Origin of the sequence: Aquiflexum sp. TKW24L (assembly GCF_023502205.1) — a bacterium.
GTDB lineage: Bacteria > Bacteroidota > Bacteroidia > Cytophagales > Cyclobacteriaceae > Cognataquiflexum.
The window spans coordinates 44,806-70,904 of the sequence record NZ_JAMFLG010000014.1 but is presented as its reverse complement, the minus strand read 5'-3'; the positions used below and the strand labels follow the sequence as shown (position 1 = coordinate 70,904).

Sequence of the window (26,099 nt, the reverse complement as noted above, 5' to 3'; positions counted from 1 at the left end):
CTAATGAAGTTGGATAGGTGATTCAACTTTTTTCTTATCCTCCGATTTTTTGAAGCCTATTCGGATCATTTCTCCCCATCCTCCTTTGCCTTTGATAAAATGCCAATGTCCTTTAAGCCCCCAAAGCACGATCTTGGGATGGATCAGGAAAGGTTCTAACAAGACAGTCTTCATCAGTTTATTGAGGTCTGACTTGTTCTTATAATTATTGTAAGCCACCCCTTCGTATAAAATACTGAAAGAAGAAATCATGACAGAAAAAATATACATCAACCCAAAAAGCCCTATAAAATACAAAGCGCTGAAATTTCCTGTGATAATCATGAAAATCGTGTAGAGAAACCCCATCATTTCGATGATCGGTCCGGCCTTTTCAAAAACTGACCAATAGGGATATGATACCAATCCCAACACCCCATATTTGGGATTCAATTTTATCTTTTTGTGTAGCTGAAGCGTTTCGATTGTTCCCCGCATCCACCTGTTGCGCTGTTTGGAAAGGATGTTTTCAGACTCGGGCACTTCAGTCCAACATAAAGGATCAGGCACAAATCCAACTTTATATTTTTGACCCGTTTCTTCCATGTACCTTCTCATCCTGACGACAAGCTCCATGTCTTCTCCAACTGTCTTGGGAAAATATCCCCCGACCTTCAAAACCAATTCTTTGTTGAAAAAGCCAAATGCACCAGAAATTAGCATCAATCCGTTGATCCTAGTCCATGCCATCCGTCCCATCAAAAAGGCCCGGAAATACTCTATTACCTGAAACCTTCCAAGAAGTGTCTCGGGTACCCTATATTCAGTTACCGTTCCATCTTTTACCTGACAATTGTTGGCCACCCCGATCACCCCTCCTACTGCGATTACCTTTCTGTTGGTCTCTTCCATAAAAGGCCTCACCATTCTAGTCAGGGAATCACTTGATAGGATACAGTCTACATCGATACAAGCCAATATTTCATTTGCAGCAATATTGATACCTGCATTGAGTGCATCAGCCTTTCCCCCGTTTTCTTTGTCGACCAAAGTCAGCTTGGCATAAGACGGATTTGTAGATTTGTAAATTCCCCTGATTTTACTGGTTTCAACATGTTTGTAATAGGCATATTTTGTCTTTACAAGGCCGAAACTTTCTATCATCTTTTCGAGGGAATCATCAATGGATCCGTCGTTGACAATGATCACTTCGTATTTTCCGTAGTGGAGAGTAAGCAGGCTTTTGGCATTCTGCACTATATTTTGCCCTTCATTATAAGCCGGAGCAATTACCGAGATCCCCGGCGTGACAGGACTTGTAATGACATCCTTATAGTCTGCAAATTTGTTTTTTTTGAGATGGTCGCGCATTTCCAAAGCAGATAGCACTGTCATTATGAGGTAAAATGAAATAATGGAGAAACTGTACACTAAGAACAGTATCCCAAAAACCTCAATCAATATGTCCAGTAATAAATTATACATTGCTCAAAACTGGATCCATCAGGTGTTCATAAATTTGACTGACCTCCGGGTTGTTTGACATTTGAACACATTCAGCCAAAACATTAGGATTGAGAGCATGCAATGCCTGCATCACTGCTTTTCTGGAATCAAAGTCCAAGTCTGATTTTAATTTCTCGACCAGAATTACTTCCGAAATCGGGTTGCCGATGTTTTGTAATGCACTGACAATTCCGAGAAAAAGACCCATGTTCGAAGTTGAAAGGTCTCTGTGTAGGTGACGTAGTGATTCCTGATAGCTGAAGGCATCGAAACATTTGATCATTTCTAATTTTTCAGGAACGGACGCTTTCTTATATTTTTCATTTACTATTTCAAGCAGTTCAAAAAGACCGAGAAACCTGACAAGTTTGTATCCAAATACCCTTACGGATTCATTTTTGGAATCAAACAAAAAATCCACCCTGACTTTTTGCTGGGTATTATTGATGAATTTGATGATTCGGAAATATATCATTTGTTGCCAGCGCGAAAGAGGAAAATCCTGATCAACAAGTACTCTGAGCTCAGGGTCATTGGAAATATTCAAAAGTGTCGCAACGGCATTTGACCTGATATAAAAATTTTCTGATTGGGCAAATTTGGTAACCTTAGCAACAGCCTCGACGACGTCCATTTCGTTGATTTCGACGATTCCGGACGTGATGACATCCCACTTCTTGGAAGAAAGTTTTTGGATGGAATGGGTATCAAGACCTAGCTTCCTGTAAATCGTTTTGAGTTTTGCTTTGAAATCGCCCTTCATGTTTTTATTGAGGCTGAGGATCTCCAAGATCATGACATCTTTGAAAAGATTGTTTTTCAAATGGTCTACCGGAAAAAAACTTTCAATCTTTCGCCTGTCAAATGACTGAAGTTCTTCGAGGGAATATTCGAAAAGCAGGTTGGAAATTGGCTCGAAACTCAATTCCTTAAACTTTAGGGTTAGAGCATCCCTTTTACCCTTCCTTACTTTGATCACATACATGATCGTCACCAATATGACAGATGCCAACAAAAACAAAATTACCGTTGCCAACAAAAGCAACATTTTGGTATCAGTGAGGATTTTTGTTTTTAACTTATAATAAGGATAAAAATTAACTCTAGAAGCAAGCATTAGCAATTCCCCTTCTTGAAATCCGCTATCCTGAAGAGAAGGATCTTTTGATAAGAGCTCATTGCGGATAAGATTGTCAACAAATTCCTCTACGGCCTCCTTTTCGGCTTTTTTTCCAAAAATCAAAAAAGCGAGCTCACCTTTGAGCCCCGTTATTGAAAAAACAGTATCCCTCAGGTGAGAAGCACTATTAAAATCAGAAAGTGTGTCTGAGATCCACAATCCGCTATTTCCGGATTTATTATTCAATGAAAAAACACGCAGGTCCTTTTTGGTTTCTTCAAATTCCAATACGAAAGAAAGACCCGGGATTTCTTGGGAGACCAGTGACAGCTTGGATTCTAGCTGCAAACTCAAAGAGTCCTGAGCATAAAGACTGCCAAGCGGAAATATCAGAAACAAAAATATCGGTCTGAACTTAAAGAGATGCCTCCTACACAAATCATTCATCCATTTTAACTATTGGATTAATCTCCGAACCCGTACTGCAAGTTCATTTGGATTAAATGGTTTTGGGACAAAATCAGATACGCCGAGATTAAAAGCCTCCATGACAGTAGCTTCTTCTTCTCCTAGGGAACTCAATACAATGATGGGCACTTTAGGATATACCTTCTTCGCATGGTTGATGATTTCGATACCTGTTTTGAAAGGAATCATCACATCTGTGATAATCAGGTCGGGTTTAGAGGCATCTATCGCATCCATTCCGGTTAATCCATCTTCAGCAGTAGTGACGTGGTATCCATCTTTTTTAAGTCTAAAGTTCAACAAACTAGATATAAGCTTATCGTCCTCGATGATTAGGATATTCTTCATTTTTTCAATCGTTTGGGTGATTAGAGAGTTAAATATAGAGTTAAAAAAAAGAAAAAAACAAGCTTGACGACACCCGAAAAATTGAAATTATTTTATGAAAAAATACAATGGACATAAAATGTATTACATAAAAATATATTTGCCGTTCCTAACCGTTTGAGGTTCTTAAAAAAATATATTTTTTTTGAAAATAAATCTTTTGTTAGCTTACAAACTGATTATTTCCTTCAATTTAAGTAGACCGTATGATTATGAGCCCTAAGCTTCAGGTATTCAAAAGTATATTGGTGTTGGTTCTTTTTCTTTCTTTTCATGAATCCAAAGCGCAAAGTGATCCAATTGGAGAAAAGAGAGTGACCGGTACGATAGCCATTAAGAATGCCACCATTACCACAGCACCCGGAAAAACCATTCAAAACGGTACTATTCTGATAAAAAACGGCCTGATAGAGGCAGTTGGTACGAATGTCACCATTCCCAAAGAGGCCCAAGTTATCTCCGCTGACTCCTTATTTATCTATCCAGGCTTTATTGACGGCGCCAGCAATGCCGGAGTAGGCAAACCTACCGAACCTGAGAAACCTTCAGATTTTAATCCTGCCAATCCTTCTGATGAATTGGCCGGAATCACTCCTTGGAGAAATGTGGTAGATAATTATGACTACAAAAACAATCAGGTGTATGAGTGGAGAAAAAGTGGCTTTACCATAGCTCAACTGATTCCTGAAGGAGGAATGATCCCAGGCAAAACAGCAATTGTCGTATTTGGCAACTCCACTTCTACCAATATTTTATCACAAAATTCCGCCATGGTTGTAAAATTCCAAGGTGCCAGAGGCGGCGCTCGGGTCTATCCGGGTACACCGCTAGGGATCATGGCAAAATTCAGGGATGTGTATAAAAACGCAGAATTGGCATCAAGGCACAGTAAGCTGTTTGCGTCAAATTCCGGACTCAACAGGCCCGAAATCAATAAGACCTATGAAGCACTTTATCCGGTAGTGGATAATAACATTCCTGTTCTATTTAAAGTAAGTGATGATCTTGAAATCAGAAGAGCCCTTTCCTTACAAAAGGAAAATGGGTTCAAACTCATCTTAGCCGGTGTTCACGATGTAGAGAAAGTGACAAATGAAATAATTTCTGCAAAGGCTTTTGTTTTGCTTCCTCTCCTTTTGCCCGATGACAAGGTGACCAAAGCCAAAACAGAGGACCTCACTGAGGAAATGCAAGCTAGGACCAAGCGGGTACAGGAAGCCTATCAAAACAACTTGAAGCAGGCAGCATCTTTGGAGGCTGCAGGCATTCCATTTGGCTTTACCTCAATGGATGCAAAAAGTGGAGACACATTCAAAAACCTAAGACTAATGGTCGAAAATGGATTGACTGAAAATACTGCACTTGCAGCACTCACCATCAATGCAGCCAACATCCTTGGAATACAAAAATTTGCCGGGACTTTGGAAAAAGGAAAACTAGCTAATATGGTAATTCTGACAGGTCCTTTCTTAGGTGAGGATACCCAGGTGAAGCACGTGATAGCTGACGGATTTATGTTTGATTACGAAGTCAAACCAAAGAAAAACGGTAACGGTGAAAAGAACGGTAACAATGGTGCTGTTGCCATCAATGGCTTTTGGGAGTATACTGCTGATACACCAGCCGGAAGTTCTTCCGGAACCTTGGAAATAAAGAAAGAGGGAGATGGATACTCAGGCACAATCACTTATGACAATCCCGATGGAGGAGGCAAAGCGAGCTCTGAGATGAAAAACATCAGTCTTTCCGGTTCGAGTATTTCTTTCTCATTTGATGTGGCAGCAAATGGAATGGCTTTGGATGTAAATGTTACCGGAGAAGTCAATGGGGATCAAATTTCCGGAAATCTTTCCTTATCCGAATTTGGCAGCTTTCCTATGAACGCTACCAAAAAACCAATATCATTTTAATCGCTAATCACCGAAATCATGAAAAAGATAATCTCTATAATAGCAGCTGTATTGGTGATGGGCTGGAATCCAGCAAATTCCCAAACCCAAAAAGGGTCTGTTTTGATCAAAAATGCCACTGTTTTGACAGTGACAAAAGGTATTTTGGAAGACACTGATGTCCTTGTCGAAAATGGCATCATCAAAAAAATAGGAAAAGGACTTACAGCTTCAAACGTCACCACCATCGATGCAAAAGGAAAATACCTGATGCCGGGAATCATTGATGCCCACTCCCACGTTGCCTTAGATGCGGTCAATGAAGGAACTGCCCCAATTACTTCTGAAGTAAGAATGGCAGACGTCATTGATCCTTATGATATTGGATTGTACCGCGCTCTTGCCGGAGGGGTGACTGTTTCCCACGCCATGCATGGTTCAGCCAATGCGATCGGTGGACAGAATATCACATTGAAGCACCGCTATGGATCCGGCATTCCTGATGACCTGATCATGAAAGATGCGGCAAGGACTATCAAATTTGCCCTTGGAGAAAACCCGACAAGAGTTCACGGACGAGGTAATGGGATTCAACCTAGGTCAAGAATGGGTGTTGAAGCAGTCATCCGAAACGGATTCAACGATGCCATCCAATACAAGAAATCATGGGAAACCTACAATAATGCCTCGAAAGTAAAAGGAGCTACTCCGGTTCCTCCAAAATACAGTGAAAGGCTTCAGACACTTGCAGAAATATTGGATGGAAAAATCATCATCCACTGCCATTCCTACCGGGCAGATGAAATCTACATGCTGATCAATGTCTGTAGGGAATTTGGTATCACAAACATCGTCTTCTCCCACGTCAATGAAGGCTTTAAAGTTGCGCCTGAATTGGCTGAATACACCATGGGCGCATCGGTTTTTGCTGATTGGTGGGCTTATAAATTTGAAGTTTATTATTCCACAGCTTACAATGCGGCTATATTGACCCAAAACGGAGTCATCACCTCTATCAATTCAGATTCAGGAGAATTGATCCGTCACCTTTATCACGAAGCCGGAAAAGCACAACGATATGGTGAGTTGACCGATGAACAGACCTTGGCTTTGATCACCATCAATCCTGCAAAGCAACTTGGGATTGCAGATAAAGTAGGCTCTATCGAAGAAGGAAAGCAGGCTGATCTGGTTATTTTCAATGAACATCCACTTTCAGTATATGCCATCCCTCAGATGACTTTTGTAGATGGAGTCAAATATTTTGACATCAATGAGGATCAAAATGACATGAGGTTAAAAGTTGAAGCAACAGAATCCATCGAGCCTATATTCCTCAAAGAGCATGACCACAAATGCATGCACGGAGTGGATTTCTTCTTTACAAACTTTGGTAGAAACTTATTCGACCACGAACATTAAAATCTAAATGGAAGATCAAAACATACTGAAGATGAAAAAGATAAATAAGATTATATATACAGTTGCTTTATTGATACTCCCGTTGTTGGCCCAAGCCCAATTTGATGGTGAATTTATAAAGCCGAGAAACGGTAGATTTTTATTGCAAAACGCGACTATTGTAACTGTTACCAAGGGCAATATTGAGAATGGCAGCGTCTTGATTTCCAACGGGAAAATCGAAGCTGTCGGAAAAAACATCCCTGCAGGTGATGCAGAGGTGATAGACTGTACAGGATATTATATCTATCCGGGAATGTTTGATAGCGGAAGCAGACTGGGTTTGGTCGAGGTCAATTCCGTGCCGGAGACCCAGGATTTTGCTGAAATCGGTCAGGTAACTCCCAACATGCAGGCACTTGTGGCTGTCAATCCAAACTCTATTGCCATTCCGGTAACTAGGGTAAGTGGTGTCACTACAACTTTGGCCACTCCTTCGGGGGGGTTATTTCCCGGAACTGCAGCCTTGATCAATCTCAACGGCTATACTGCGGACCAAATGTATGCAGGTTTTAAAGGTGTCGTAATGAATTTTCCTTCTTCGGCACGACGTAGCACTTGGGACAGAAGGAGCGATGAGGATATCAAAAAAGAAGCTGAAAAAGCTGAGAAATCCCTGAATGAAATATGGGACAGAGCTGTAACATTTAATGAGTTGAAAAAAGCAGAAGCAGCTTTAGATTACTATCCTGAAATAGAGCAGTTGGCAAAAGTGGTGGCAGGTGAATTGCCATTGCTTGTTGAGGTAAATGCTGCCTCTGACATTACACTTGCGATTGCATGGCTCCAATCCAAAAATGTAAAGGCCATCCTTACCGGTGTTGCAGAAGGCTGGAGGGTAGCAGACAAAATCGCTGCTTCCAAAATACCTGTTATTACAGGCCCGATGCTTTCGATCCCTACGAGGAATTCAGACCGCTTTGACGCAGCTTACACCAATCCTGGCAAAATGGCCAAAGCAGGTGTGAAAGTGGTCATCAGATCCAATGATGCTGAAAATACAAGAAACCTGCCTTTCAATGCCGGTTTTGCTGCTGCTTATGGCATGGGCAAAGAGGAAGCTTTGAAAGCTGTCACCATAAATGCCGCCGAAGTATTCGGTGTTGCAGATCGAATGGGTTCCATCGAGCAGGGAAAAGACGCCACGCTGTTTGTTTCGACAGGTGATCCATTTGAGACCAAAACCCAGATCAGGCATGTATTCATCGATGGATATCGGGTTCCGATGAGCAACAGACATATCAAACTTTATCAGGAATTCTTGGAAAGATCCCCTGGATTAAAAGAAAATTGATCTGATATTCATTGAAACCGCAGCCAAAAAGCTGCGGTTTATTTTTTTTATTAAATTGCTAGAATTGTAGCCGATAAAGTACAAAATGGCTAATCAAGAAATCTAAACCTTAAACCATAATAAAAAATGATAGTAAGTACCACTCCAAGCTTAGAAGGTTACAAAATCACTGCCTACCTCGGCATCGTTTCCGGCGAAACAATTATAGGTGCCAATGTTTTCAAAGATTTTTTTGCCAGCATCACTGATATCGTGGGTGGTCGGGCTGGAGCCTATGAGCGGGTTTTGCGGGAGGCAAAAGCCACTGCCATGTCCGAAATGGAAATGCAGGCAAGGGCTTTTGGCGCAACCGCAATTGTGGGGATCGACTTGGATTATGAAACCATCAGAGATGGCATGTTGATGGTGACGGCCGCAGGTACAGCCGTCAAGATTGAGAAAATCTTTTAATTCACAATTTCGATTTTCCCTGAGCCCACTTCGCAAAAGCCCAAGATGGGATATAAGTATTTCCAGAAAAGGTTTTAAGTCAAGTTTACGAACTCAATCCTGTCCCAATCAACTGACCGGATTGATAAGGTAGCTTTTCTTAAAGCCTTTACTTTTTGACAATCAGATTTTAGACCAAATAAAAAAGCAGTCCTCTCAAAAATTCTTTCGAAAGTCCAAATGGATAAGTCTGTTTACCTCATTGTCTAATCTAGTTGACTATAAACTTATTCTAGACTACACAGGAAAATATTTTTCATGAGCCTTGCATATCCGGCAATTCAACTATTTATTTGCATTGTCCTTTTACTTTTAGTGTGGGGATTTATAAAGAAGAGGTAAGAGACAGGCTCTGTGACCCTCTGGCAACCAGGAAAATCCAAGGTGCCAAATCCTGCCAGGTCAAATTTCCTGGAAATATAAATTCTTAACATCATGGATCAATTCCTTCTCAAACATCCCTTCCTTTCAAGAACCGCAGCATCAGTATTGGAAGAAAATGTTGTACACTTTCCCTTAATCGAAACTAATTTTTTTCTTTTACCAAATCAAAAGGTTTAAATTTAATCCTGTTAAAATCTATAATTTTTCACCAAACCATAAACCAAGAATAATATGTCAAATTATCGCTTCGAAACATTGCAACTGCACGCCGGACAGGTTCCAGATCCTACCACCAATTCCCGCGCGGTGCCCATTTACCAGACTACTTCTTATGTCTTCAATTCCGCTGAACACGGGGCCAACCTTTTTGCCCTAAAAGAATTCGGGAATATTTACACAAGGATCATGAATCCTACCACAGATGTGTTTGAGCAAAGAATCGCTGCCTTAGAAGGTGGCGTAGCTGCTTTGGCTACGGCTTCAGGACAAGCTGCTCAATTTTTAGCCTTGAACAATATTCTTCAGGTGGGTGAAAATTTCGTTTCCACATCTTATTTATATGGAGGTACCTACAACCAATTCAAAGTTGCCTTCAAAAGAATCGGGATTGAAGCCCGATTTGCCAAAGGAAATGATGCCAAGGAATTTGAAAAACTGATCGATGAGAAGACCAAAGCTATCTATTTGGAGACCATCGGAAATCCTGAATTCAACATCCCGGATTTTGAAGCCATTGCTGCCATGGCAAAAAGACATGACATTCCTGTCATCGTGGACAATACCTTTGGTGCAGGTGGCTATTTGTTTCAGCCACTAAAGCATGGTGCCAATATCGTCACTGCCTCTGCCACCAAATGGATCGGCGGCCACGGTACTTCCATCGGTGGTGTCATCATCGATGGTGGCAATTTCAATTGGGGCAATGGCAAATATCCCCAATTCACCGAGCCATCCGAAGGCTACAATGGGATGAAATTCTGGGAAGTATTCGGAGAAAACAACCCCTTGGGACTTCCAAACATGGCTTTTATCATCCGTGCAAGGACTGAAGGACTGAGAGATTTTGGACCGGCATTGAGCCCTTTCAACTCTTTCTTATTAATCCAGGGATTGGAAACTTTATCCCTCAGAGTCCAAAGAACAGTAGACAACGCCCTCGCCATTGCACAATGGCTAGAAGCACATCCAAAAGTGCAAAAGGTGAATTATCCGGGTTTGAAATCTTCTCCTTATCATGAACTTGCCAAGAAATACCTGAGAAATGGCTTCGGCGGGGTATTGAGTTTTGAATTGAAAGGCGACAAAGAAAGTGCCTCCAACTTCATCAATAACCTCAAATTGATCTCCCACCTTGCCAATGTCGGTGATGCCAAAACATTGATCATCCAACCTGCCGCGACGACGCATCAGCAGTTGAGTGAAACCGAACAGGCTGCCGCGGGTGTCACTCCTACCCTCTTGAGGATTTCATTGGGCATAGAGCATATTGAAGATATCAAAGCCGATTTAGAGCACGCTTTCAACAGTTAAAAAATATCAGGCCAAGTAGCCTGAGAATGATTCCAATAGTAATGCAATGAATGTAGCAAGCAACTACCTGATTATCGATATGGCGCAAGAAACCTACACCCATGAGGGCGTATTTGACCTGGAGTCCGGAGAGTCTCTTCCCGGATTCCAAATGGCCTATACCACCCAAGGACGTCTTACCACAGCAAAAGACAATGTCATCTGGGTCATCCATGCGCTCACCGGTGATGCCAAAGTGCAGGAATGGTGGAACGGAATGGTTGGAGAAGATAAGTTTTATGACCCCGGCAAGTATTTCATTGTTTGCGCCAATTTGCTGGGTTCGTGCTATGGATCGAGCAGTCCGCTTTCGGAAAATCCCCTGACTGGCAAACCTTATTACTATGATTTTCCAAATCTCAGCACAAGGGATATGGCAAGGTCACTTGATCATCTCAGGGAATACCTTGGAATCAATACCATCAATACTGTCATTGGAGGTTCACTTGGAGGTCAAGTTGCCATCGAGTGGGCATATCTTCTGCAGGATCAGGTAAAAAACACCATCATCCTAGCTTCCAATGCCAAGACTTCTCCTTGGACCATTGGCTTCAATGAAACCCAAAGAATGGCAATTGAATCTGACTGTACCTGGGGAGAAAATCAACCTGACGCCGGCAAAAAAGGAATGGAAGCCGCAAGAGCGATTGCCATGCTTTCTTACCGACACCCTGAGGACTTTGCTCTCAAGCAAACCGACACAGAAGAAAAACTCGACAACTTCCGCATTTCCTCCTATCTCAGGTATCAGGGTCAAAAACTAGGAAATAGGTTCAACGCATTTTCCTATTGGGTGCTGAGCAAAGCCATGGACAGTCATGACCTGGGACGCGGACGAGGGGGAACGGAACAAGTACTCCAACAAATATCTTCCAAAGTCTTGGCAATCGGGGTAGACAGGGATTTATTGTTTCTCAAAGAAGAATCCCAATTCATATCGCGGCATGTTCCCAAGGGAACGTACAGAGAAATCCAATCTCCCTATGGCCACGATGCCTTTCTTATTGAATATGGGCAGTTGCAGTATATTCTGAAAGGATTTTATCTGGAGAATAATGGGTAATTTAGCTTCTGGAGTTTGAATGAAAAGGGATTCTGTAAAAGCAAGTCCCTTATTTTTTTATCTCTATCAATTGAAACCTAAGGAAATCCTCTGACAAGGCTGGGTTTTCCGGATGGTCTGTAGATATCCAAATGCCTTCTTTGTCTTCAAAAATATAATGTCCATTATACCTATCCGGGTCCAATTCCATTTCGCCGATTTTGTTGAAATCCAAATCCAAAAATACCAAGCCCCACTTTGAAGCCAAAAAAGAACCTGGTTCAAAAACGTTTTCAGGGACATCCTCAAATTTTGCGACCCTTACTATCAGTTCTTGATTTTTGAAATAAAAAAGGTCTGTATATATGTCCACATGGCTTATGATTTTCATGATCTCGGGCATGTCTTCAAACATATTGGGGGACTTTGATATCGGCGGATCATTGGGAAAAGCAGAGTGTCCTGCAAATGATGAAATAATTTCTCCCTCCTTTAACCGATAAATATTCCTGAAATTCATGTTGATCACAGGCATGTCGTCAGGACCCAAAGACAGCAAAGGAAAGATTGACTTGTTGAGATTATCTCCAACAAATTCCTCAGGAAAGTAACTTACAGGTGTGAAAATTTTGTTGAGAGTGTCGTACCTCATCAGATTAGGGATTTCGGTTAATTCCTTGGGAGTTACCGATGTCCATGCAAATACCATAGGAAAGGCAGGAAAGTAAAAGCCGTCCTTAGCCAAGGTGAAGATGTTAGAAAAAAGACTGATTCCTTTTTCCTCCAATCCCTCTACATTGATCGGATTTTTTTGAAGCAAATTGCCGTCCCCATCAAATTTGAAAAGTGTATTGATACCGGCGGTCAGGTAAATCACATCCGGACTTTCTATAAAAAGACCTGCAATATTGTTCCCGACACCGGCAGGCCCCTCTTTTTCAAACTTGATGGTTTTGAGCAGGCGGTTTTCAGGAATTGAATACGTCAAAAGTTGCTTGGTTTTGTAATCAAAGAGAAAAAAATACTTGTCTTCAATGGATTGAAAATACAAATCCAAATGCCCAATATCCTCCGGCAAAGGAAAGGTTTTGAATTTTTCAGTGACCACAAACTCAAGTTCAGTTTTAGTCTCCTTCTCTATTGGAGCAGAACACGACCAAAATAGGAGCAAAAACAAAAGAAGGGAATTAACGGGCTGCAGGTATTTCATAGGATTGAATTAAACTAACAAGATAGCATATTGAAATCAAAAAACAGCCTAGTCTAAATCCAATACGGAAATTTCATTTACCATTTATTCCAAAAAATCGGAAGGTTAAAAAAACATAGTTCAATCCTCCACATTTATCTTTTTGAAGCGTTTGTTTTTTTGTAGCTTCTATCATGAAATATATCCAAATCAAGGAAACCTGCCTGTATGTCACAGACTTGGATCTGGCTGAAAACTTTTATGGCCAAATCCTTGAAATGCCCATCATATCAAAAGTAGCAGACAGGCATATTTTTTTTCGTTGCGGCAGTTCTGTATTGCTGTGTTTCATCCCGGAGGTGACCAAATTTGAACAGACTTTGCCTCCACATTATGCTTATGGAAAGCAGCATATCGCTTTTGAAGTCAGCCGGAGAGATTACCTGATGGCCAAATCCAACCTGCTTGAAAAAGGAATCACCCTCACCCACGAACAGGAATGGAACCACGACCTGAAAAGTTTTTATTTCGACGATCCGTTTGGAAATGTATTGGAGATCGTGCCAGTCGGGATTTGGGAATAATTGAAATCAGGCCAAAAGTTCCGGTGACAGATGTAGGAAAAGAATTATTGTTCTATTAATAAGAACTTAATACATTTACTAGGAAATCAATTCAAACTATGAAAATTACAGTCGTTCAATTTATTCTGCTTTTTTCCCTCAATTTTCAAGTCTTTTCCCAAGAAGCTCCATCCAAACCTATTCTCAGGAGTTGGTACGCCACCGATGGTAGCAATGAATTAAAGCTTATGATTGCCAAGGATTTTGCGCTATATGAAGGGGAATTTTGGGAAGTTGAGTTTATTGATACCGGAAGATTCATTTTGAAAGCTTCGGATAAGCAACTTCAACTTTCTCTTTCTCAGGTTGGGAAGGACAGTTTTTTAGAAAATGGAACTGAAAAAATACCTGTTCAATCCCACAAATCAACCGATCTTAAAGACAGGAAGGTAGGACAGTCAAATCTCAACAGTGACTTTTTCAAGCAAGATCAGGCGCTTTTACAGGGTATTTTTGTCCCAAAAGAATCAATGCCATCCATTTTTAAAGTTATATACAATCATGCATTCTCCGAAGGACAAATGCAATTTTCCGGAGATGTGGATGAGCATGGGAAGTTCAAAGTGATTTTCCCTTTGGATTACCCCAATGAAGTGATGGTTCAAATTGGAAATGCTTTTTTCACTTATTATACCACACCAGGAGCAAAGCAGGCAATTGTAGTGGATGAAAGTTCTTTTCGTGGGGGAATTTCAAGCTGGAATGAGGTAAAAAACCTTGACTTTATGGGAGATTTGGCAGTAGAAAATGAAGAAAGAAGACTTCTGGTTCCGGAATTTATGAAAGTAAGGGAGTATTTTCTTACTGACAGTTTGCAGAAAACCCTTGAACCGGAAGACTTCATGACCTATCGTATCGGGTTGATGAAAAAGCATGAAGAGTTCTACAATAAATATTTTGATTCTATACCAGTCAGTGATTTGGTAAAAGATATAAATCTCCGAGATGTGAGAATCAACACAGCAAAGGATTTGATGAGATACATTTGGTTACATAATGGGATAGTAGATGGGAAAATAACTGTTGCTGATGTCCCTGATGATTATATCCAAGATGTAAAAAAGCTTATTGACAACGACTTAATGGATTTAATGAACTTGGACTATCCTGGATTCATAAGGGAATTTGCAATGCCCATGCGTCCTTCTGAGGGAAAAAAGATAATCAGTAAAGTAAACACTATGACTTATGATTTTTTGAAAACACAGGATCTGTCCGAATCCCAAATGTCAAGTGTAGAAAACTGGCGTATGCAATTGGAATCTGGAATTCCGGCTGATAGCCTCGTTCTTTCTGAGGAGTTCAAGGAGCTGAGCAAAAATTTTATGTCTGATATTGCCAATTTTAACCTTTTGGCCCAATGGGAACATTTACAACAGAAAACCGCTGATCTTGGAGACATTCCCAGATCCAGCATTATTGCCATTTTCCTGGATATAAGTTTTCAAACAGTTGGGACGGAAATCTCCGAATCTATCCTCAACCAATTGGATACCCTTGGTCTTAAACCAGAAGTTTTGGCATTGATCCAAAACAAAATAGAGGATTTTGAACGTACAAAAAACCAACGTTTTATCGACGGTGTAGCAATTGCCGAAAATGGTGACAACGTCATTGCCCAACTCAAAGATAAATATCCAGGGAAAGTAATTTATATCGACGTTTGGGCTACTTGGTGTGGACCATGTATCAGTGAATTTAAATATGCTGAAACCCTAAAAAAAATAGCGCCTGAAGATGTTGTATTCGCCTACATATGTGGCAGTTCAGAAAGGGAAGCCTTCGAAAATCAAGTAAAGAAGTTTGGTTTGGTTGGCGAACATTTTTTTCTCGATAAAGATGACTTCCAAAAATTTGATAAAGAACTTAACATCACCGGATTTCCCACTTACATGTTGATTACAAAAGAAGGGAATTTAGTCAAAGAAGGAATACTTCGACCTAGTTCGGGCGAACAGTTGGTTCAGCAGTTAAATGAATTTGTTGATAGGTGACCAAATTCGAAGAAACCCTTCCTCCTCAGCGGTGCTTGGGGATTTGTGATAATTTTAAGATCAATGTAGCACGTTACTCGGGGCTAGAGATATTCCGCCCACTACGGGCTGAATCCCAATTTAGATTCAAAATTTAAAATCGAGATAATTTGGCAAATTTAGAATCTTCTCCTTTGGAAATGTCTTACTATGAAACAATTGCGGGGAGGAAGAATTCCGTACAGTTGTCGGAATCCGGGCCGGCGGTGACATTGAGCAGGGAAGGATTAAAATTTCTTGCCTCCCGATAGCTCGGGATGGTTACTTTTTGTGGTAAGACAAAAAGTGACACGAGGAAAAAGGTTAAAATATATAACGAAGGATTGTAATAAAATTCACATCCCAATCAAGAACCGAGGTATGTGGATTCACCAAATAACTTATTTAAACATTAACTTTAAAGTATCACTCCGCCTTCGTCCACTCTACCGTCCTACCGATCATTGAAAACCCGACAAAACCCCGAACCTCCAAAACTTTGTCATCCTTCTTCTTGATGATGCAGGAATAAGTCTTTCCATTTTTGGGATCGTAGATGGTTCCTTCTTCCCAAGCATCTCCGGTATGTTCAAAATTACTTAAAAGCTTCATTCCCATGATAGGCCGTGTACGCTTGGCCTGGTCGGTGTTGTTTTTGTCTACTTTGGGTTTTCCGTTTTCGGTTGGGTCTTTTAGCCACACGATTTTACCGGAATACTTCCCCCCCTCTTTGAAGATTTCTACTTGTGCATCTTTCTCGGTGTTGTACCATTTGCCGACAATGGCATCGGCTGATTGTGCCTGGACGTTGATTCCAAATCCTATCATCAATAAAACAAGAAATGTCAAAATTGCTTTTCTTTCAGTCATGGTCATGTTAATTTTTATTTCCTATTCGAATAATAATACTTTTACGAGGCCAATTCAAGTGGCCATGTTATTTTCTTAATAATTTCATTTGAAATCCCAAAAAAATTGATCCAAAAGCCAGGAATGGAAACCTATCCTAAAGGAACCCAAATCATCCAAATCCTCGACAAGGAAGTTTACTTATTGACCGAAAAAGCTGTTTTTCTCCCACAAAGCCGCTCCTTACTGATTGCTGATCCACATTTTGGCAAGGCAGCACATTTTAGAAAAGCAGGAATACCGGTAACAGAAAAAGTACATATCCATGATTTTCTCAAAATCCAAAAACTGATCGAAAGCCTCCAACCGACGGATGTCTATTTTTTGGGAGATCTTTTTCACAGCGATTGGAATGAATCCTGGAATGATCTGGAGGAATTTGCCTGTTATTTTCCGGGTTGTCAGTTTCATTTGATCAAAGGCAATCACGACATACTTCCTAAGGCACTTTACCGTTCTGAAATATGGAGAGTTCATCCAGAATCCCTGATAATTGAAAACTATATCCTGACCCATGAACCCATGGAAAGCGTCTCTGAGGGATTTTTCAACTTCTGTGGACATATCCATCCGGGAATTTCCCTATTCGGAACAGCCAAGCAAAGACTGACCCTTCCCTGCTATTTCATTTGCAATAATCAAATGATCTTACCGGCATTCGGAAGGTTTACAGGGTTGTTTAGAATGAAATGTGAAAAAACTGCCAGGGTCTATGCCGTCACAGACAAAAAAGTAATTCCGGTCAATTTCATGCAATAGGTTGGTTTAATTGGCCAAGCTGTTTAATTTTGAACCCATTAGAAAAAAAACATGAGTACATATCCAAGGAAAAAAGCAAAACTGGGAAAATTCAAATTTGCATCAGTTCTTTTTAGCACTACCCTATCCTTGTTTATTTTGGGTCTTTTTGGGGTGATCATCATTCAGGCAAAAACCTTGACCAAGATCATCCGGGAGAATATTGAAATCCAGGTTTTTCTCAATAAAAATGTCTCTGAAACCGAATTGAAGGCAATTGGAAAATCTTTTGAATCCAAACCTTATGTCCTTCAGACAGGTGATTCGCTGGCCATTACCTTCATCTCCCAAGATGAAGCCGCAAAGTCTTTCCTTGAAGATACAGGCGAGGATTTTACACAGTTTTTGGATGACAATCCTTTACGGGACAGCTATACGATAGCGATCGCGGAAGAATACCAAACCGGTGAACAAATAGAAGAAATAGTCAAAGAGATTGAGGCCATGGATGGGGTGTTTGAAGTCACTTATATGCAAGACCTGGTAGAATCTATCAACAGAAACCTCTTTAAGGTGGCACTTGTGATGGGTGGATTTATCCTGATTTTGGTTTTCACTGTGGTGATGCTGATCAACAATACGATCAGGTTGGCACTTTTTTCACAGAGATTCCTGATCAGAAGCATGCAGCTCGTAGGTGCCACAAGGGGATTTATCAGGAAACCGTTTTTAGGAAGGGCATTCGTTTTTGGTTTGCTTTCCGGAATCATTGCCTCAGCGATTTTATTTGGCATGATCGAATATACCAAAGCCAATATTGACGGATTTGCTTTACTTCAGGATTACAATTTGCTATATGCTTTATTTGGGGGACTGGTAATTTCAGGAATTATGCTTTCCGTTTTGAGTACCCTACAGGCAGTAAACAAGTATTTAAACATGTCTTTGGACGAATTATACTAATATGGACCATTCACAATTTCCTTTTTCAAGAAAAAATTACCGATTGATGCTGATTGGTATCGGCATTATTGTTTTGGGTTTTGTTATTATGGGTTTGGATTCTGAGCCCCATGGGTTTGGTTTTCTTGGGCTTACATTGGGACCCATCGTTACTTTAGGAGGTTTCCTTTTTCAATTTTATGCGATTTTTGCCCATTCCGAAAAGAAATAATTTATGGATATTATTGATGCGATCATCCTTGGCATTGTTCAGGGATTGACCGAATTTTTGCCTGTTTCATCGAGCGGACACCTTGAATTGGGTGCTGCATTACTAGGAAGTGACAAGCTACCTGAAGAGAGTATGATGTTCACCGTTGTACTTCATTTTGCTACCGCCTTGGCAACATTGGTTGTCTTTAGAAAAGACATTGTCGAAATCATTGAGGGACTTTTGAAATTCAAGTGGAATGAAGAAACCCAGTTTACTGTCAAAATCATCATTTCCATGATCCCTGCGGTGATTGTAGGCTTGTTTTTTGAGGAGCAGTTAGAGCAGTTTTTTGGCGGTCAAATTGTATTTGTAGGCTTTATGCTTCTTATAACAGCCGTATTGCTGTTTTTGGCCGACAAAGCAAAAAGCACTGAAAACGATGTGACTTTCAGAAAAGCTGTGTTAGTGGGACTAGCCCAAATGGTGGCGATGCTTCCGGGGATTTCCAGATCTGGGGCAACGATTTCGAGCTCAGTCCTTTTGGGAATTGATAAAAACAAAGCCGCAAGATTTTCATTTCTGATGGTGGTTCCCCTGATTTTGGGAAAAATCGCCAAAGACATCTTGGATGGCGCATTGACTTACAATGAAGCAAGTTTTGGGTATTTATCAGCAGGATTCATTGCTGCATTTATAGCAGGATTTTTTGCCTGCACTTGGATGATTTCTTTGGTCAGGAAAAGCAAATTAGTCTATTTCGCCATTTATTGTTCCATCGTCGGTCTGATTGCAATATTTGCAGGTCTATATTTGTAAGATGCAAGAGGAACCTTACGGAGAAGTTTTCCTGATCAACAAACCTTATCAATGGACATCTTTTGATGTTGTCAAAAAGGTAAGAAATGCCCTGAAAATCAAAAAGGTTGGGCATGCAGGCACATTGGACCCACTTGCTACAGGATTACTTATTGTTTGCGCAGGAAAGAAAACCAAGTCCATTGACTCCTACATGGCGCAGGAAAAAGAGTATACCGGTACTTTTGTTTTGGGCAAAACCACAGAAAGCTTTGACCTCGAAAAAGAAGTGATTGATGTTGCCGATCCTTCATCCATCACATTGGATCAAGTCAAATCAGCTGTCGCCCAACTCACCGGAGATATTCTGCAAGTTCCACCCATGCATTCTGCTATCAAAGTAGATGGAAAAAGAGTGTATGAATCTGCGCGAAAAGGCATTGAGGTAAAAATGGAAGCAAGGCCAGTGACGGTTTCTGAATTTGAAATCACGTCATTTGAAAATCCTGAAGTCCACTTCAGAATAGTCTGCTCCAAGGGAACCTATATCCGTAGCCTTGCAAGAGATTTGGGTGAAATCTTGGGAGTTGGAGCCTATATGTCCGCCTTGACACGAACAAGGATAGGAGAATTCAGGTTAAGCGATGCAGAAGAATTGACAGATTTGATTGAAAAAATAAAAGCCAGACAGGATGAAAATCTATGAAGGAATAGAAGACTTCAATCAGGTATCAAATCCTGTTGTCACGATTGGAACTTTTGACGGAGTCCATCTCGGGCATCAAAAGATCCTAAATCGCATCAGAACCATTGCTGATGAAATCGGAGGAGAAACCGTCATGATTACTTTTTGGCCCCACCCAAGGCTTATCCTCCATCCTGAAGAACATAACCTCCGGTTGCTGACTACTTTTGAAGAAAAAACAAAATTACTCCGGGAATTCGGTATTGATCATTTGTTGACAATACCCTTCACCAAAGAATTCTCAGAATTAAGTTCAGAAGAATTTATCCAGACCATCCTGATTGATAAGATTCAAACCCGTAAATTGGTGATTGGATATGACCACAGGTTTGGTAGAAACAGGGAAGGGAGTTTTGAATACCTGAAGGAAAACATGGGTCGCTACCACTTTGAGTTGGAGGAAATCTCCCGCGAAGACGTGGATCATGTTGGCGTCTCAAGTACCAAAATCCGACAGGCATTGGAAATAGGCGAAGTACATGTTGCCAATGAATTTCTGGGCAGGCCTTATGAACTTAATGGCATCATCATCAAAGGACAGCAACTTGGACGCTCCATTGGATTTCCAACCGCCAATATCCATATTACACATGATTACAAGCTTATTCCTTGTGATGGGGCTTATGCAGTGACTTTGGACATAGAAGGAGAAACATTCCATGGTATGCTCAACATCGGCAACCGCCCCACCGTAAATGGAAGTAGCCGAACGATTGAGGCCAACTTATTTGATTTCAATGGAGACTTGTATGACAAAAGGGTTTGTGTCCATCTGAAATCTTACCTTAGGCCTGAAATCAAATTTTCAGGTTTGGAATCTCTCCAAAAGCAATTGGCCAAAGACAAAGAATTGGCCAGAAGAATTTTGACCCAAGTATAACCCAAAATAGATTTTTGTATGATCACAAAAACCGTTACCAATGCTGCAGAAGCCGTCAAGGACGTTGTCTCTGATTCAGTACTGATGTTTGGAGGCTTTGGCCTCTGCGGAATCCCCGAAAACTGCATTCAAGCTTTATTACAAAAAGACCTGACAGGTCTGACCTGTGTTTCAAACAATGCCGGTGTGGATGATTTTGGAATCGGACTGATGCTCAAAAAGCGTATGGTCAAAAAGATGATTTCAAGCTATGTCGGTGAAAATGCAGAGTTTGAAAGGCAGCTATTGAGCGGAGAACTGGAAGTGGACCTGATCCCACAGGGAACACTTGCAGAAAGGATCCGAGCTGGCGGCGCAGGAATTCCCGCTTTTTTTACTCCTGCAGGTGCAGGAACAGAAGTAGCAGAGGGAAAAGAGATGAGGGAATTTGAGGGTAAAATGTACCTGATGGAAAAAGGCCTGAGAGCAGATTTTGCTTTTGTGAAAGCCTGGAAAGGAGATACTGCCGGGAATCTGATTTTCAAAGGAACAGCCAGAAACTTCAACCCCATGATGGCAACAGCTGGAATAATCACCATCGCCGAAGTGGAAGAATTGGTTCCTGCCGGCACACTCGATCCCAACCATATCCATACTCCTGGGATTTATGTCCAAAGGATTTTCCAAGGCGTGGATTACGAAAAGAGAATTGAGCAGAGAACGGTGAGTAAAGGGTAGAACTTAGAGACGAGAGACGAGAAGCGAGAAACGAGAAATGAGAAAAATAGTCGCAGTGGGCAGTTTTCAGAAGGCAGTCGCAGTGGCAGTTTTCAGGGAGCAGTTTTCAGTAGGCAGTCGCAGTTTTCAGTAGACAGTTTTCAGTAGGCAGTCGCAGCAGGCAGTCAGGACTGTAAACTTGACAACCAGATAACGCGAAGCAGACAACAACTACAACCACTATAACAATTACAACAACTACAACAATTACAACAACTCCAACCATTACAACCAATTAAAATTCCCATGCTAGACAAAACCCAAATAGCCAAAAGAATAGCCCGAGAAGTCAAAAACGGACAATACATCAACCTTGGAATCGGTATTCCTACCTTGGTTGCCAATTATATCTCTGAAAATTTGGAAGTCGTACTTCAGTCTGAAAACGGATTGCTGGGCATTGGTCCTTTTCCTACCGAAGACAAAATAGATCCTGACTTGATCAATGCCGGCAAACAAACCATTACGATGGTAAAGGGTTCAGCCTTGTTCAATTCTGCTGATTCCTTTGCCATGATCCGAGGCGGTCATGTCCATTTGACTATCCTGGGTGCGATGGAAGTCTCTGAAAACGGAGATATTTCAAATTGGAAAATCCCCGGGAAAATGGTCAAGGGAATGGGCGGAGCAATGGATTTGGTAGCTTCTGCCGAAAATATCATCGTCGCCATGCAGCATTGCAGCAAAGACGGACAGTCCAAATTATTGAAAGAATGCAGTCTGCCCATCACAGGGATCAAATGTGTCAAAAAAATCGTGACGGATTTGGCTGTTTTGGACGTACTTCCTGAAGGAGGATTCAAGTTGCTGGAAAGAGCACCGGGAGTATCTGTGGAAGAAATCGTCAGCAAAACTGAAGGAAGACTTTTGGTAGAAGGAGAAATCCCCGAGATGGTATTTGATTGAGAAAATGATGTCGGATGACCGATGTCAGATGCAAGGAGAAAGGACTCCATAATAAGGAAAAAACAAAATTAAAATAACTGAACAGGAACTTGCAAAGGCCTTTGCTAGTTTTGCTTTGAAATTATCAAACCACCATGAAAAATTCAGAAATAAAATTTTCTATAAATCTTGACGAAAAAAATCTTCCAAAAACTATCCTATGGGATGCTTCCGACAAAGAAGAGGATGGTTTCGAAGCCACAAAAAGTATCAGTTTGAATGTCTGGGACAACTTGAACCAAAGTACCCTTCGGATTGACCTTTGGACTGAAGACATGTCAGTGGTCGAAATGAAAAGATTCTACATCGATATCCTCGGCGGTATGGGACAGGCTATTCTAAACAGCACCGGCGATGAATACATGTCAGAAGAAATCAAAACCCTTTGCGACAGGTTAGTGACCCATGTCAACGAAGAGAATAAGAAGACTTTAAAATGACCTAAGCCCTGCCATTCCGCAGGGTTTTGCTTTTTTTTAACCTTTTGCTGAAAATGTCATTGCAGGAAAACCCTGAACGGAAATTAATTTTTACTAATCCTTATTATTCTTTTTGCAATTTTTGGTCTTGAGAAACCCATTTTCTCATGTTTTTAGAAAATCAATTGATTTTTAATTTAAATTTTTTTCGGGGAATTATATTGATAATTGGTATTTTAATCTAAATTTCATTCAATTAATTCAGCTTACAATCATTCAAACAACAAACCCAAATTACCCTATGCAAAAATCTACAAAATACAGCTGGCAAGTTTTAGTATTGCTGCTAATGATTGTTTCCTTCAGCACGACTGATGTTTTCGCACAGACGACAACAATTTCAGGAAAAGTGATCGAAGAAGGAACTAAGGAAACCCTTGTTGGTGTCAACATTGTGGTAAAAGGAAAAGTAGTCGGGACCATTTCAGACCTGAGTGGTAATTTCACATTAAGGGTTAACCAAGCGCCACCACTCACTTTGATTTTTTCGATGGTCGGTTTTTCAAGCAAAGAAGTTGAAATCACACAGGACAATGTCACAAACCTTCAAGTCAGCTTATCAGAAGCCTCTATCTTGGGTCAGGAAATTGTCGTGTCTGCTTCAAGGGTGGAAGAAAGTGTGCTTACATCTCCTGTAACAGTAGAGAGGATGGATATCATTTCTATCAGAGAAGCCCCACAAGCCAGTTTCTATGATGGGTTAAATAACCTCAAAGGCGTAGAAATGAGTACACAATCACTCACTTTCAAATCCTTTAACACAAGAGGTTTCAATGCAAACGGAAACGTCAGAACCGTTCAGATGGTGGATGGCATGGACAACCAAGCCCCAGGCTTGAACTTCTCTGTTGGTAACATTGCAGGTATTTCTGAATTGGATCTTGAAAGTCTGGAATTACTTCCCGGAGCAGCATCCGCTCTTTATGGGCCAAATGCAATTAACGGGATTTTGCTCCTAAACAGTAAAAATCCCTTCCAATACCAAGGACTTTCTGTCCAGATGAAAGGTGGAATAATGAGTGAAAATAACAGAAGTACAGCAAGCACAGGTTTCTATGACTTTGCCGCAAGGTATGCCACTTCTCTCAGTGACAGGGTAGCGATCAAAGTCAATGTCAGTTACCTGAATGCTGACGATTGGCAGGCAAATGACTTTAGAGACCAATCACTTTTGAATGGTTCTACTATAGAAGGCGGAACAAGAACAAATAACCCAGGATTCAACGGTGTCAACATATATGGTGACGAAACTGCAATAGACATTAGTCGATTTGCCCCAAGTGTAATCCCTTTGGGAACTTTTGTTTCTAGAACCGGATATGAAGAAAGAGATGTGGCAGATTATAATACAAAGTCTTTGAAATTGAATGCTGCATTACATTGGAGAATCACAGATAAAGTCGAAGCAATTCTTCAAGGCAATGTGGGAAGTGGAACTACGGTGTATACCGGTGCCGACAGGTATTCCATTGCTAATTTTATGTTGAGCCAATACAAAGCGGAATTAAGAGGGTCTAACTGGTTTGTTAGGGCATATACCACACAGGAAAGATCAGGTGATGCTTATGCAGTGGGCATTGCAGCCCAAGGTATCAATGAGGCTTGGAAACCAAGTTTTAATCCGGCAAACATCCCGGGTTCTTGGTTCCCACAGTATGCAGGTGCATATGCACAAGCTGTCGGAAGTGGTGCTAATGCCAGCGCTGCTCATTCCATAGCAAGGGCCTTTGCTGATCAAGGAAGGTATCTTCCGGGTTCCGCTCAATTCAATCAAGCTTTGGCAGATGTTACCTCAAGACCTATTCCAGGGGGGCCAAATGGTGTAGGGGCAAAATTTGTCGATAAAACAAACCTCTATCACTATGAAGGTTCCTACAGCTTCAAGGACATCAAATTCGCTGATTTCATTGTTGGAGCCAATTTCAGAACTTATCAGTTAAATTCTGAAAAAACCCTTTTTGCAACAGATGATGATGGCAATGAATTTACCATCCAAGAATATGGAGGATACGCTCAGGGTTCCAAGAGATTGATTAATGACAAGTTGAAACTTACGGCATCTGTCCGTTATGACAAAAATGAGAATTTTGAAGGCCAGTGGTCTCCAAGGGTATCGGCAGTATACACCGCAGGACAACACAACTTCAGGGCTTCTTATCAGACTGGCTTCAGATTACCAACTACCCAAGATCAATTCATTGATTTGCTTACCCCACAGGCAAGATTGATCGGGGGATTGCCTTTGTTCAGAGAGAGGTATAATTTTAACAACAATCCTGTATATACTTCACAAACTGTTTCTCAATTTGGAGCGGGTGTCTCGAGTCTTCTTAGACCTACCGTAAATCCTACCGTTTTAGCTACAGCAATAGCCCAAGCCACTGCAATTGTGACACAACAAGTTCAAGCCGGTTTAATTCCACCTGCTCAAGCACCTGCCGCAATTGCTGCATTAACTCCTCAACTTGTACCTGTAGTTGCTTCGGAAGCCAACTTAGATAAATTAATACCTTATGAATTAACAGATTTCAAACCTGAAATAGTAAAGTCTTATGAATTTGGATATAAATCTTTGATCAAAAACAAGTTGTTGATAGACGGATATTATTACTACAACAGATTTGAGAATTTTATTGGAGGTCAAGTCTTACTTCAAGATGCTTCTGTTGCAGGTGAAGCCGGTCCAAATGCCATCACAGGCCTTAACCTTATAGGTGTAGGGCCAGGTGGAAGAAATATCTTTTCCATGCCTGTCAACAGGAAAGAAATCATCAAATCTTATGGTTGGGCTTTAGGTTTGGATTACCAGTTGCCTAAAGGCTACACCATTGGTGGTAACGTCTCCTTTAACAAGTTGGACAACATCAATGAATTGGATGGCTTCCAACCTGCATTCAACACGCCGGAATACAGGACTGTATTTAATTTTGCAAACAGAGAAGTCTTCAAAAACATTGGTTTCGCGGTTTCTTGGAGATGGCAGGATCAGTTTGTCTGGCAATCTTCTTTTGTAGGAAACAACGTTTCTACCCAAGGACTTTCTGTGATGCCTGCTTTCAGCATCTTCGATGCGCAGGTAAGCTACAAAGTGAAGTCTATCAAATCTATCATCAAAGTGGGTGGTACCAACTTATTCAACAGCGGTTACCGTCAGGCTTGGGGTAACCCGACAGTCGGATCCATGTATTTTGTTTCCATCACATTTGATGAATTCTTGAATTAAATAATCATCAATATCCATCATAGAGAGCCATCCCAAAAGGATGGCTTTTTTTATTGGGTAA

General features: G+C 41.0%; 23 protein-coding genes and 1 riboswitch. Of the genes, 18 read left to right on the top strand and 5 right to left on the bottom strand.

The window, feature by feature from the left end; genetic code table 11:
* The 3 genes from M3O96_RS11115 to M3O96_RS11105 are packed head-to-tail and all read right to left on the bottom strand — an operon-like array spanning position 1 to position 3,421.
* On the bottom strand, positions 1 to 1,464 hold the full coding sequence (locus M3O96_RS11115; RefSeq protein WP_249720664.1) for a glycosyltransferase family 2 protein: 1,464 nt from the start codon (positions 1,462 to 1,464) through the stop codon (positions 1 to 3).
* Positions 1,457 to 3,052, bottom strand: a complete 1,596-nt coding sequence (locus M3O96_RS11110) for a hypothetical protein (RefSeq protein ID WP_249720663.1) — start codon at positions 3,050 to 3,052, stop codon at positions 1,457 to 1,459. The genes M3O96_RS11115 and M3O96_RS11110 overlap by 8 nt, the downstream gene beginning before the upstream one ends.
* Positions 3,053 to 3,061: 9 nt before the next feature.
* Positions 3,062 to 3,421: a response regulator transcription factor gene (locus M3O96_RS11105; RefSeq protein WP_249720662.1), complete on the bottom strand. Its 360-nt coding sequence runs from the start codon at positions 3,419 to 3,421 to the stop codon at positions 3,062 to 3,064.
* A 251-nt stretch (positions 3,422 to 3,672) separates the two neighbouring features.
* Here M3O96_RS11105 and M3O96_RS11100 point away from each other — a divergent pair, with 251 nt between their 5' ends.
* The 6 genes from M3O96_RS11100 (at position 3,673) to M3O96_RS11075 (ending at position 11,609) form a co-directional block, all read left to right on the top strand.
* Entirely contained in the window at positions 3,673 to 5,370 is a 1,698-nt protein-coding gene (locus tag M3O96_RS11100) for an amidohydrolase family protein (RefSeq protein ID WP_249720661.1), read from the top strand.
* An 18-nt stretch (positions 5,371 to 5,388) separates the two neighbouring features.
* A complete protein-coding gene (locus tag M3O96_RS11095; protein WP_249720660.1) occupies positions 5,389 to 6,771 on the top strand; it encodes an amidohydrolase family protein in 1,383 nt (460 codons plus the stop codon).
* 31 nt (positions 6,772 to 6,802) lie between these two features.
* A complete protein-coding gene (locus tag M3O96_RS11090; RefSeq protein WP_249720659.1) occupies positions 6,803 to 8,104 on the top strand; it encodes an amidohydrolase family protein in 1,302 nt (433 codons plus the stop codon).
* 126 nt (positions 8,105 to 8,230) lie between these two features.
* The gene (locus tag M3O96_RS11085; RefSeq protein ID WP_249720658.1) at positions 8,231 to 8,554 is read left to right on the top strand and encodes a YbjQ family protein; all 324 of its coding nucleotides are present in this window, start codon (positions 8,231 to 8,233) and stop codon (positions 8,552 to 8,554) included.
* A gap of 361 nt (positions 8,555 to 8,915) precedes the next feature.
* Positions 8,916 to 9,019: riboswitch (SAM riboswitch) on the top strand.
* Positions 9,020 to 9,208: 189 nt separating this feature from the next.
* Positions 9,209 to 10,507 (top strand): O-acetylhomoserine aminocarboxypropyltransferase/cysteine synthase family protein, encoded by a 1,299-nt coding sequence (locus M3O96_RS11080; RefSeq protein WP_249720657.1) that lies wholly within the window; start codon positions 9,209 to 9,211, stop codon positions 10,505 to 10,507.
* Positions 10,508 to 10,553: 46 nt separating this feature from the next.
* Positions 10,554 to 11,609 carry a homoserine O-acetyltransferase family protein gene (locus tag M3O96_RS11075; RefSeq protein ID WP_249720656.1) on the top strand — a complete coding sequence of 352 codons (1,056 nt, stop codon included), beginning with the start codon at positions 10,554 to 10,556 and terminating at the stop codon, positions 11,607 to 11,609.
* Between the two features lie 49 nt (positions 11,610 to 11,658).
* Here M3O96_RS11075 and M3O96_RS11070 read toward each other — a convergent pair whose 3' ends face one another.
* Positions 11,659 to 12,798 (bottom strand): DUF4221 family protein, encoded by a 1,140-nt coding sequence (locus M3O96_RS11070; RefSeq protein WP_249720655.1) that lies wholly within the window; start codon positions 12,796 to 12,798, stop codon positions 11,659 to 11,661.
* 173 nt (positions 12,799 to 12,971) lie between these two features.
* On the opposite strand from M3O96_RS11070, the gene M3O96_RS11065 reads away from it, so the two are divergent.
* Complete coding sequence (locus M3O96_RS11065) at positions 12,972 to 13,361, top strand: VOC family protein (RefSeq protein ID WP_249720654.1); 390 nt, start codon at positions 12,972 to 12,974, stop codon at positions 13,359 to 13,361.
* A 98-nt stretch (positions 13,362 to 13,459) separates the two neighbouring features.
* The gene (locus tag M3O96_RS11060; protein ID WP_249720653.1) at positions 13,460 to 15,394 is read left to right on the top strand and encodes a TlpA family protein disulfide reductase; all 1,935 of its coding nucleotides are present in this window, start codon (positions 13,460 to 13,462) and stop codon (positions 15,392 to 15,394) included.
* Between the two features lie 444 nt (positions 15,395 to 15,838).
* Here M3O96_RS11060 and M3O96_RS11055 read toward each other — a convergent pair whose 3' ends face one another.
* Positions 15,839 to 16,282: a DUF2147 domain-containing protein gene (locus M3O96_RS11055; protein WP_249720651.1), complete on the bottom strand. Its 444-nt coding sequence runs from the start codon at positions 16,280 to 16,282 to the stop codon at positions 15,839 to 15,841.
* Positions 16,283 to 16,405: 123 nt separating this feature from the next.
* Here M3O96_RS11055 and pdeM point away from each other — a divergent pair, with 123 nt between their 5' ends.
* The 10 genes from pdeM (at position 16,406) to M3O96_RS11005 (ending at position 26,038) form a co-directional block, all read left to right on the top strand.
* The gene (gene pdeM / locus M3O96_RS11050; RefSeq protein ID WP_249720650.1) at positions 16,406 to 17,080 is read left to right on the top strand and encodes a ligase-associated DNA damage response endonuclease PdeM; all 675 of its coding nucleotides are present in this window, start codon (positions 16,406 to 16,408) and stop codon (positions 17,078 to 17,080) included.
* 51 nt (positions 17,081 to 17,131) lie between these two features.
* Positions 17,132 to 18,022: a cell division protein FtsX gene (locus M3O96_RS11045; protein ID WP_249720649.1), complete on the top strand. Its 891-nt coding sequence runs from the start codon at positions 17,132 to 17,134 to the stop codon at positions 18,020 to 18,022.
* Position 18,023: 1 nt separating this feature from the next.
* Entirely contained in the window at positions 18,024 to 18,233 is a 210-nt protein-coding gene (locus tag M3O96_RS11040; RefSeq protein WP_249720647.1) for a DUF3098 domain-containing protein, read from the top strand.
* Between the two features lie 3 nt (positions 18,234 to 18,236).
* On the top strand, positions 18,237 to 19,031 hold the full coding sequence (locus M3O96_RS11035; RefSeq protein ID WP_249720645.1) for an undecaprenyl-diphosphate phosphatase: 795 nt from the start codon (positions 18,237 to 18,239) through the stop codon (positions 19,029 to 19,031).
* 1 nt (position 19,032) lies between these two features.
* Positions 19,033 to 19,716, top strand: a complete 684-nt coding sequence (truB, locus tag M3O96_RS11030; protein ID WP_249720644.1) for a tRNA pseudouridine(55) synthase TruB — start codon at positions 19,033 to 19,035, stop codon at positions 19,714 to 19,716.
* The gene (locus M3O96_RS11025; RefSeq protein ID WP_249720643.1) at positions 19,703 to 20,635 is read left to right on the top strand and encodes a bifunctional riboflavin kinase/FAD synthetase; all 933 of its coding nucleotides are present in this window, start codon (positions 19,703 to 19,705) and stop codon (positions 20,633 to 20,635) included. Before truB ends, M3O96_RS11025 begins: the two co-directional genes overlap by 14 nt.
* A gap of 18 nt (positions 20,636 to 20,653) precedes the next feature.
* Positions 20,654 to 21,352: a CoA transferase subunit A gene (locus M3O96_RS11020; RefSeq protein ID WP_249720641.1), complete on the top strand. Its 699-nt coding sequence runs from the start codon at positions 20,654 to 20,656 to the stop codon at positions 21,350 to 21,352.
* Positions 21,353 to 21,637: 285 nt separating this feature from the next.
* Positions 21,638 to 22,297, top strand: a complete 660-nt coding sequence (locus M3O96_RS11015; RefSeq protein ID WP_249720639.1) for a 3-oxoacid CoA-transferase subunit B — start codon at positions 21,638 to 21,640, stop codon at positions 22,295 to 22,297.
* Positions 22,298 to 22,431: 134 nt separating this feature from the next.
* The gene (gldC, locus tag M3O96_RS11010) at positions 22,432 to 22,776 is read left to right on the top strand and encodes a gliding motility protein GldC (RefSeq protein WP_249720637.1); all 345 of its coding nucleotides are present in this window, start codon (positions 22,432 to 22,434) and stop codon (positions 22,774 to 22,776) included.
* Between the two features lie 280 nt (positions 22,777 to 23,056).
* Positions 23,057 to 26,038, top strand: a complete 2,982-nt coding sequence (locus M3O96_RS11005) for a TonB-dependent receptor (RefSeq protein WP_249720636.1) — start codon at positions 23,057 to 23,059, stop codon at positions 26,036 to 26,038.
* Positions 26,039 to 26,099: the final 61 nt, after the last annotated feature.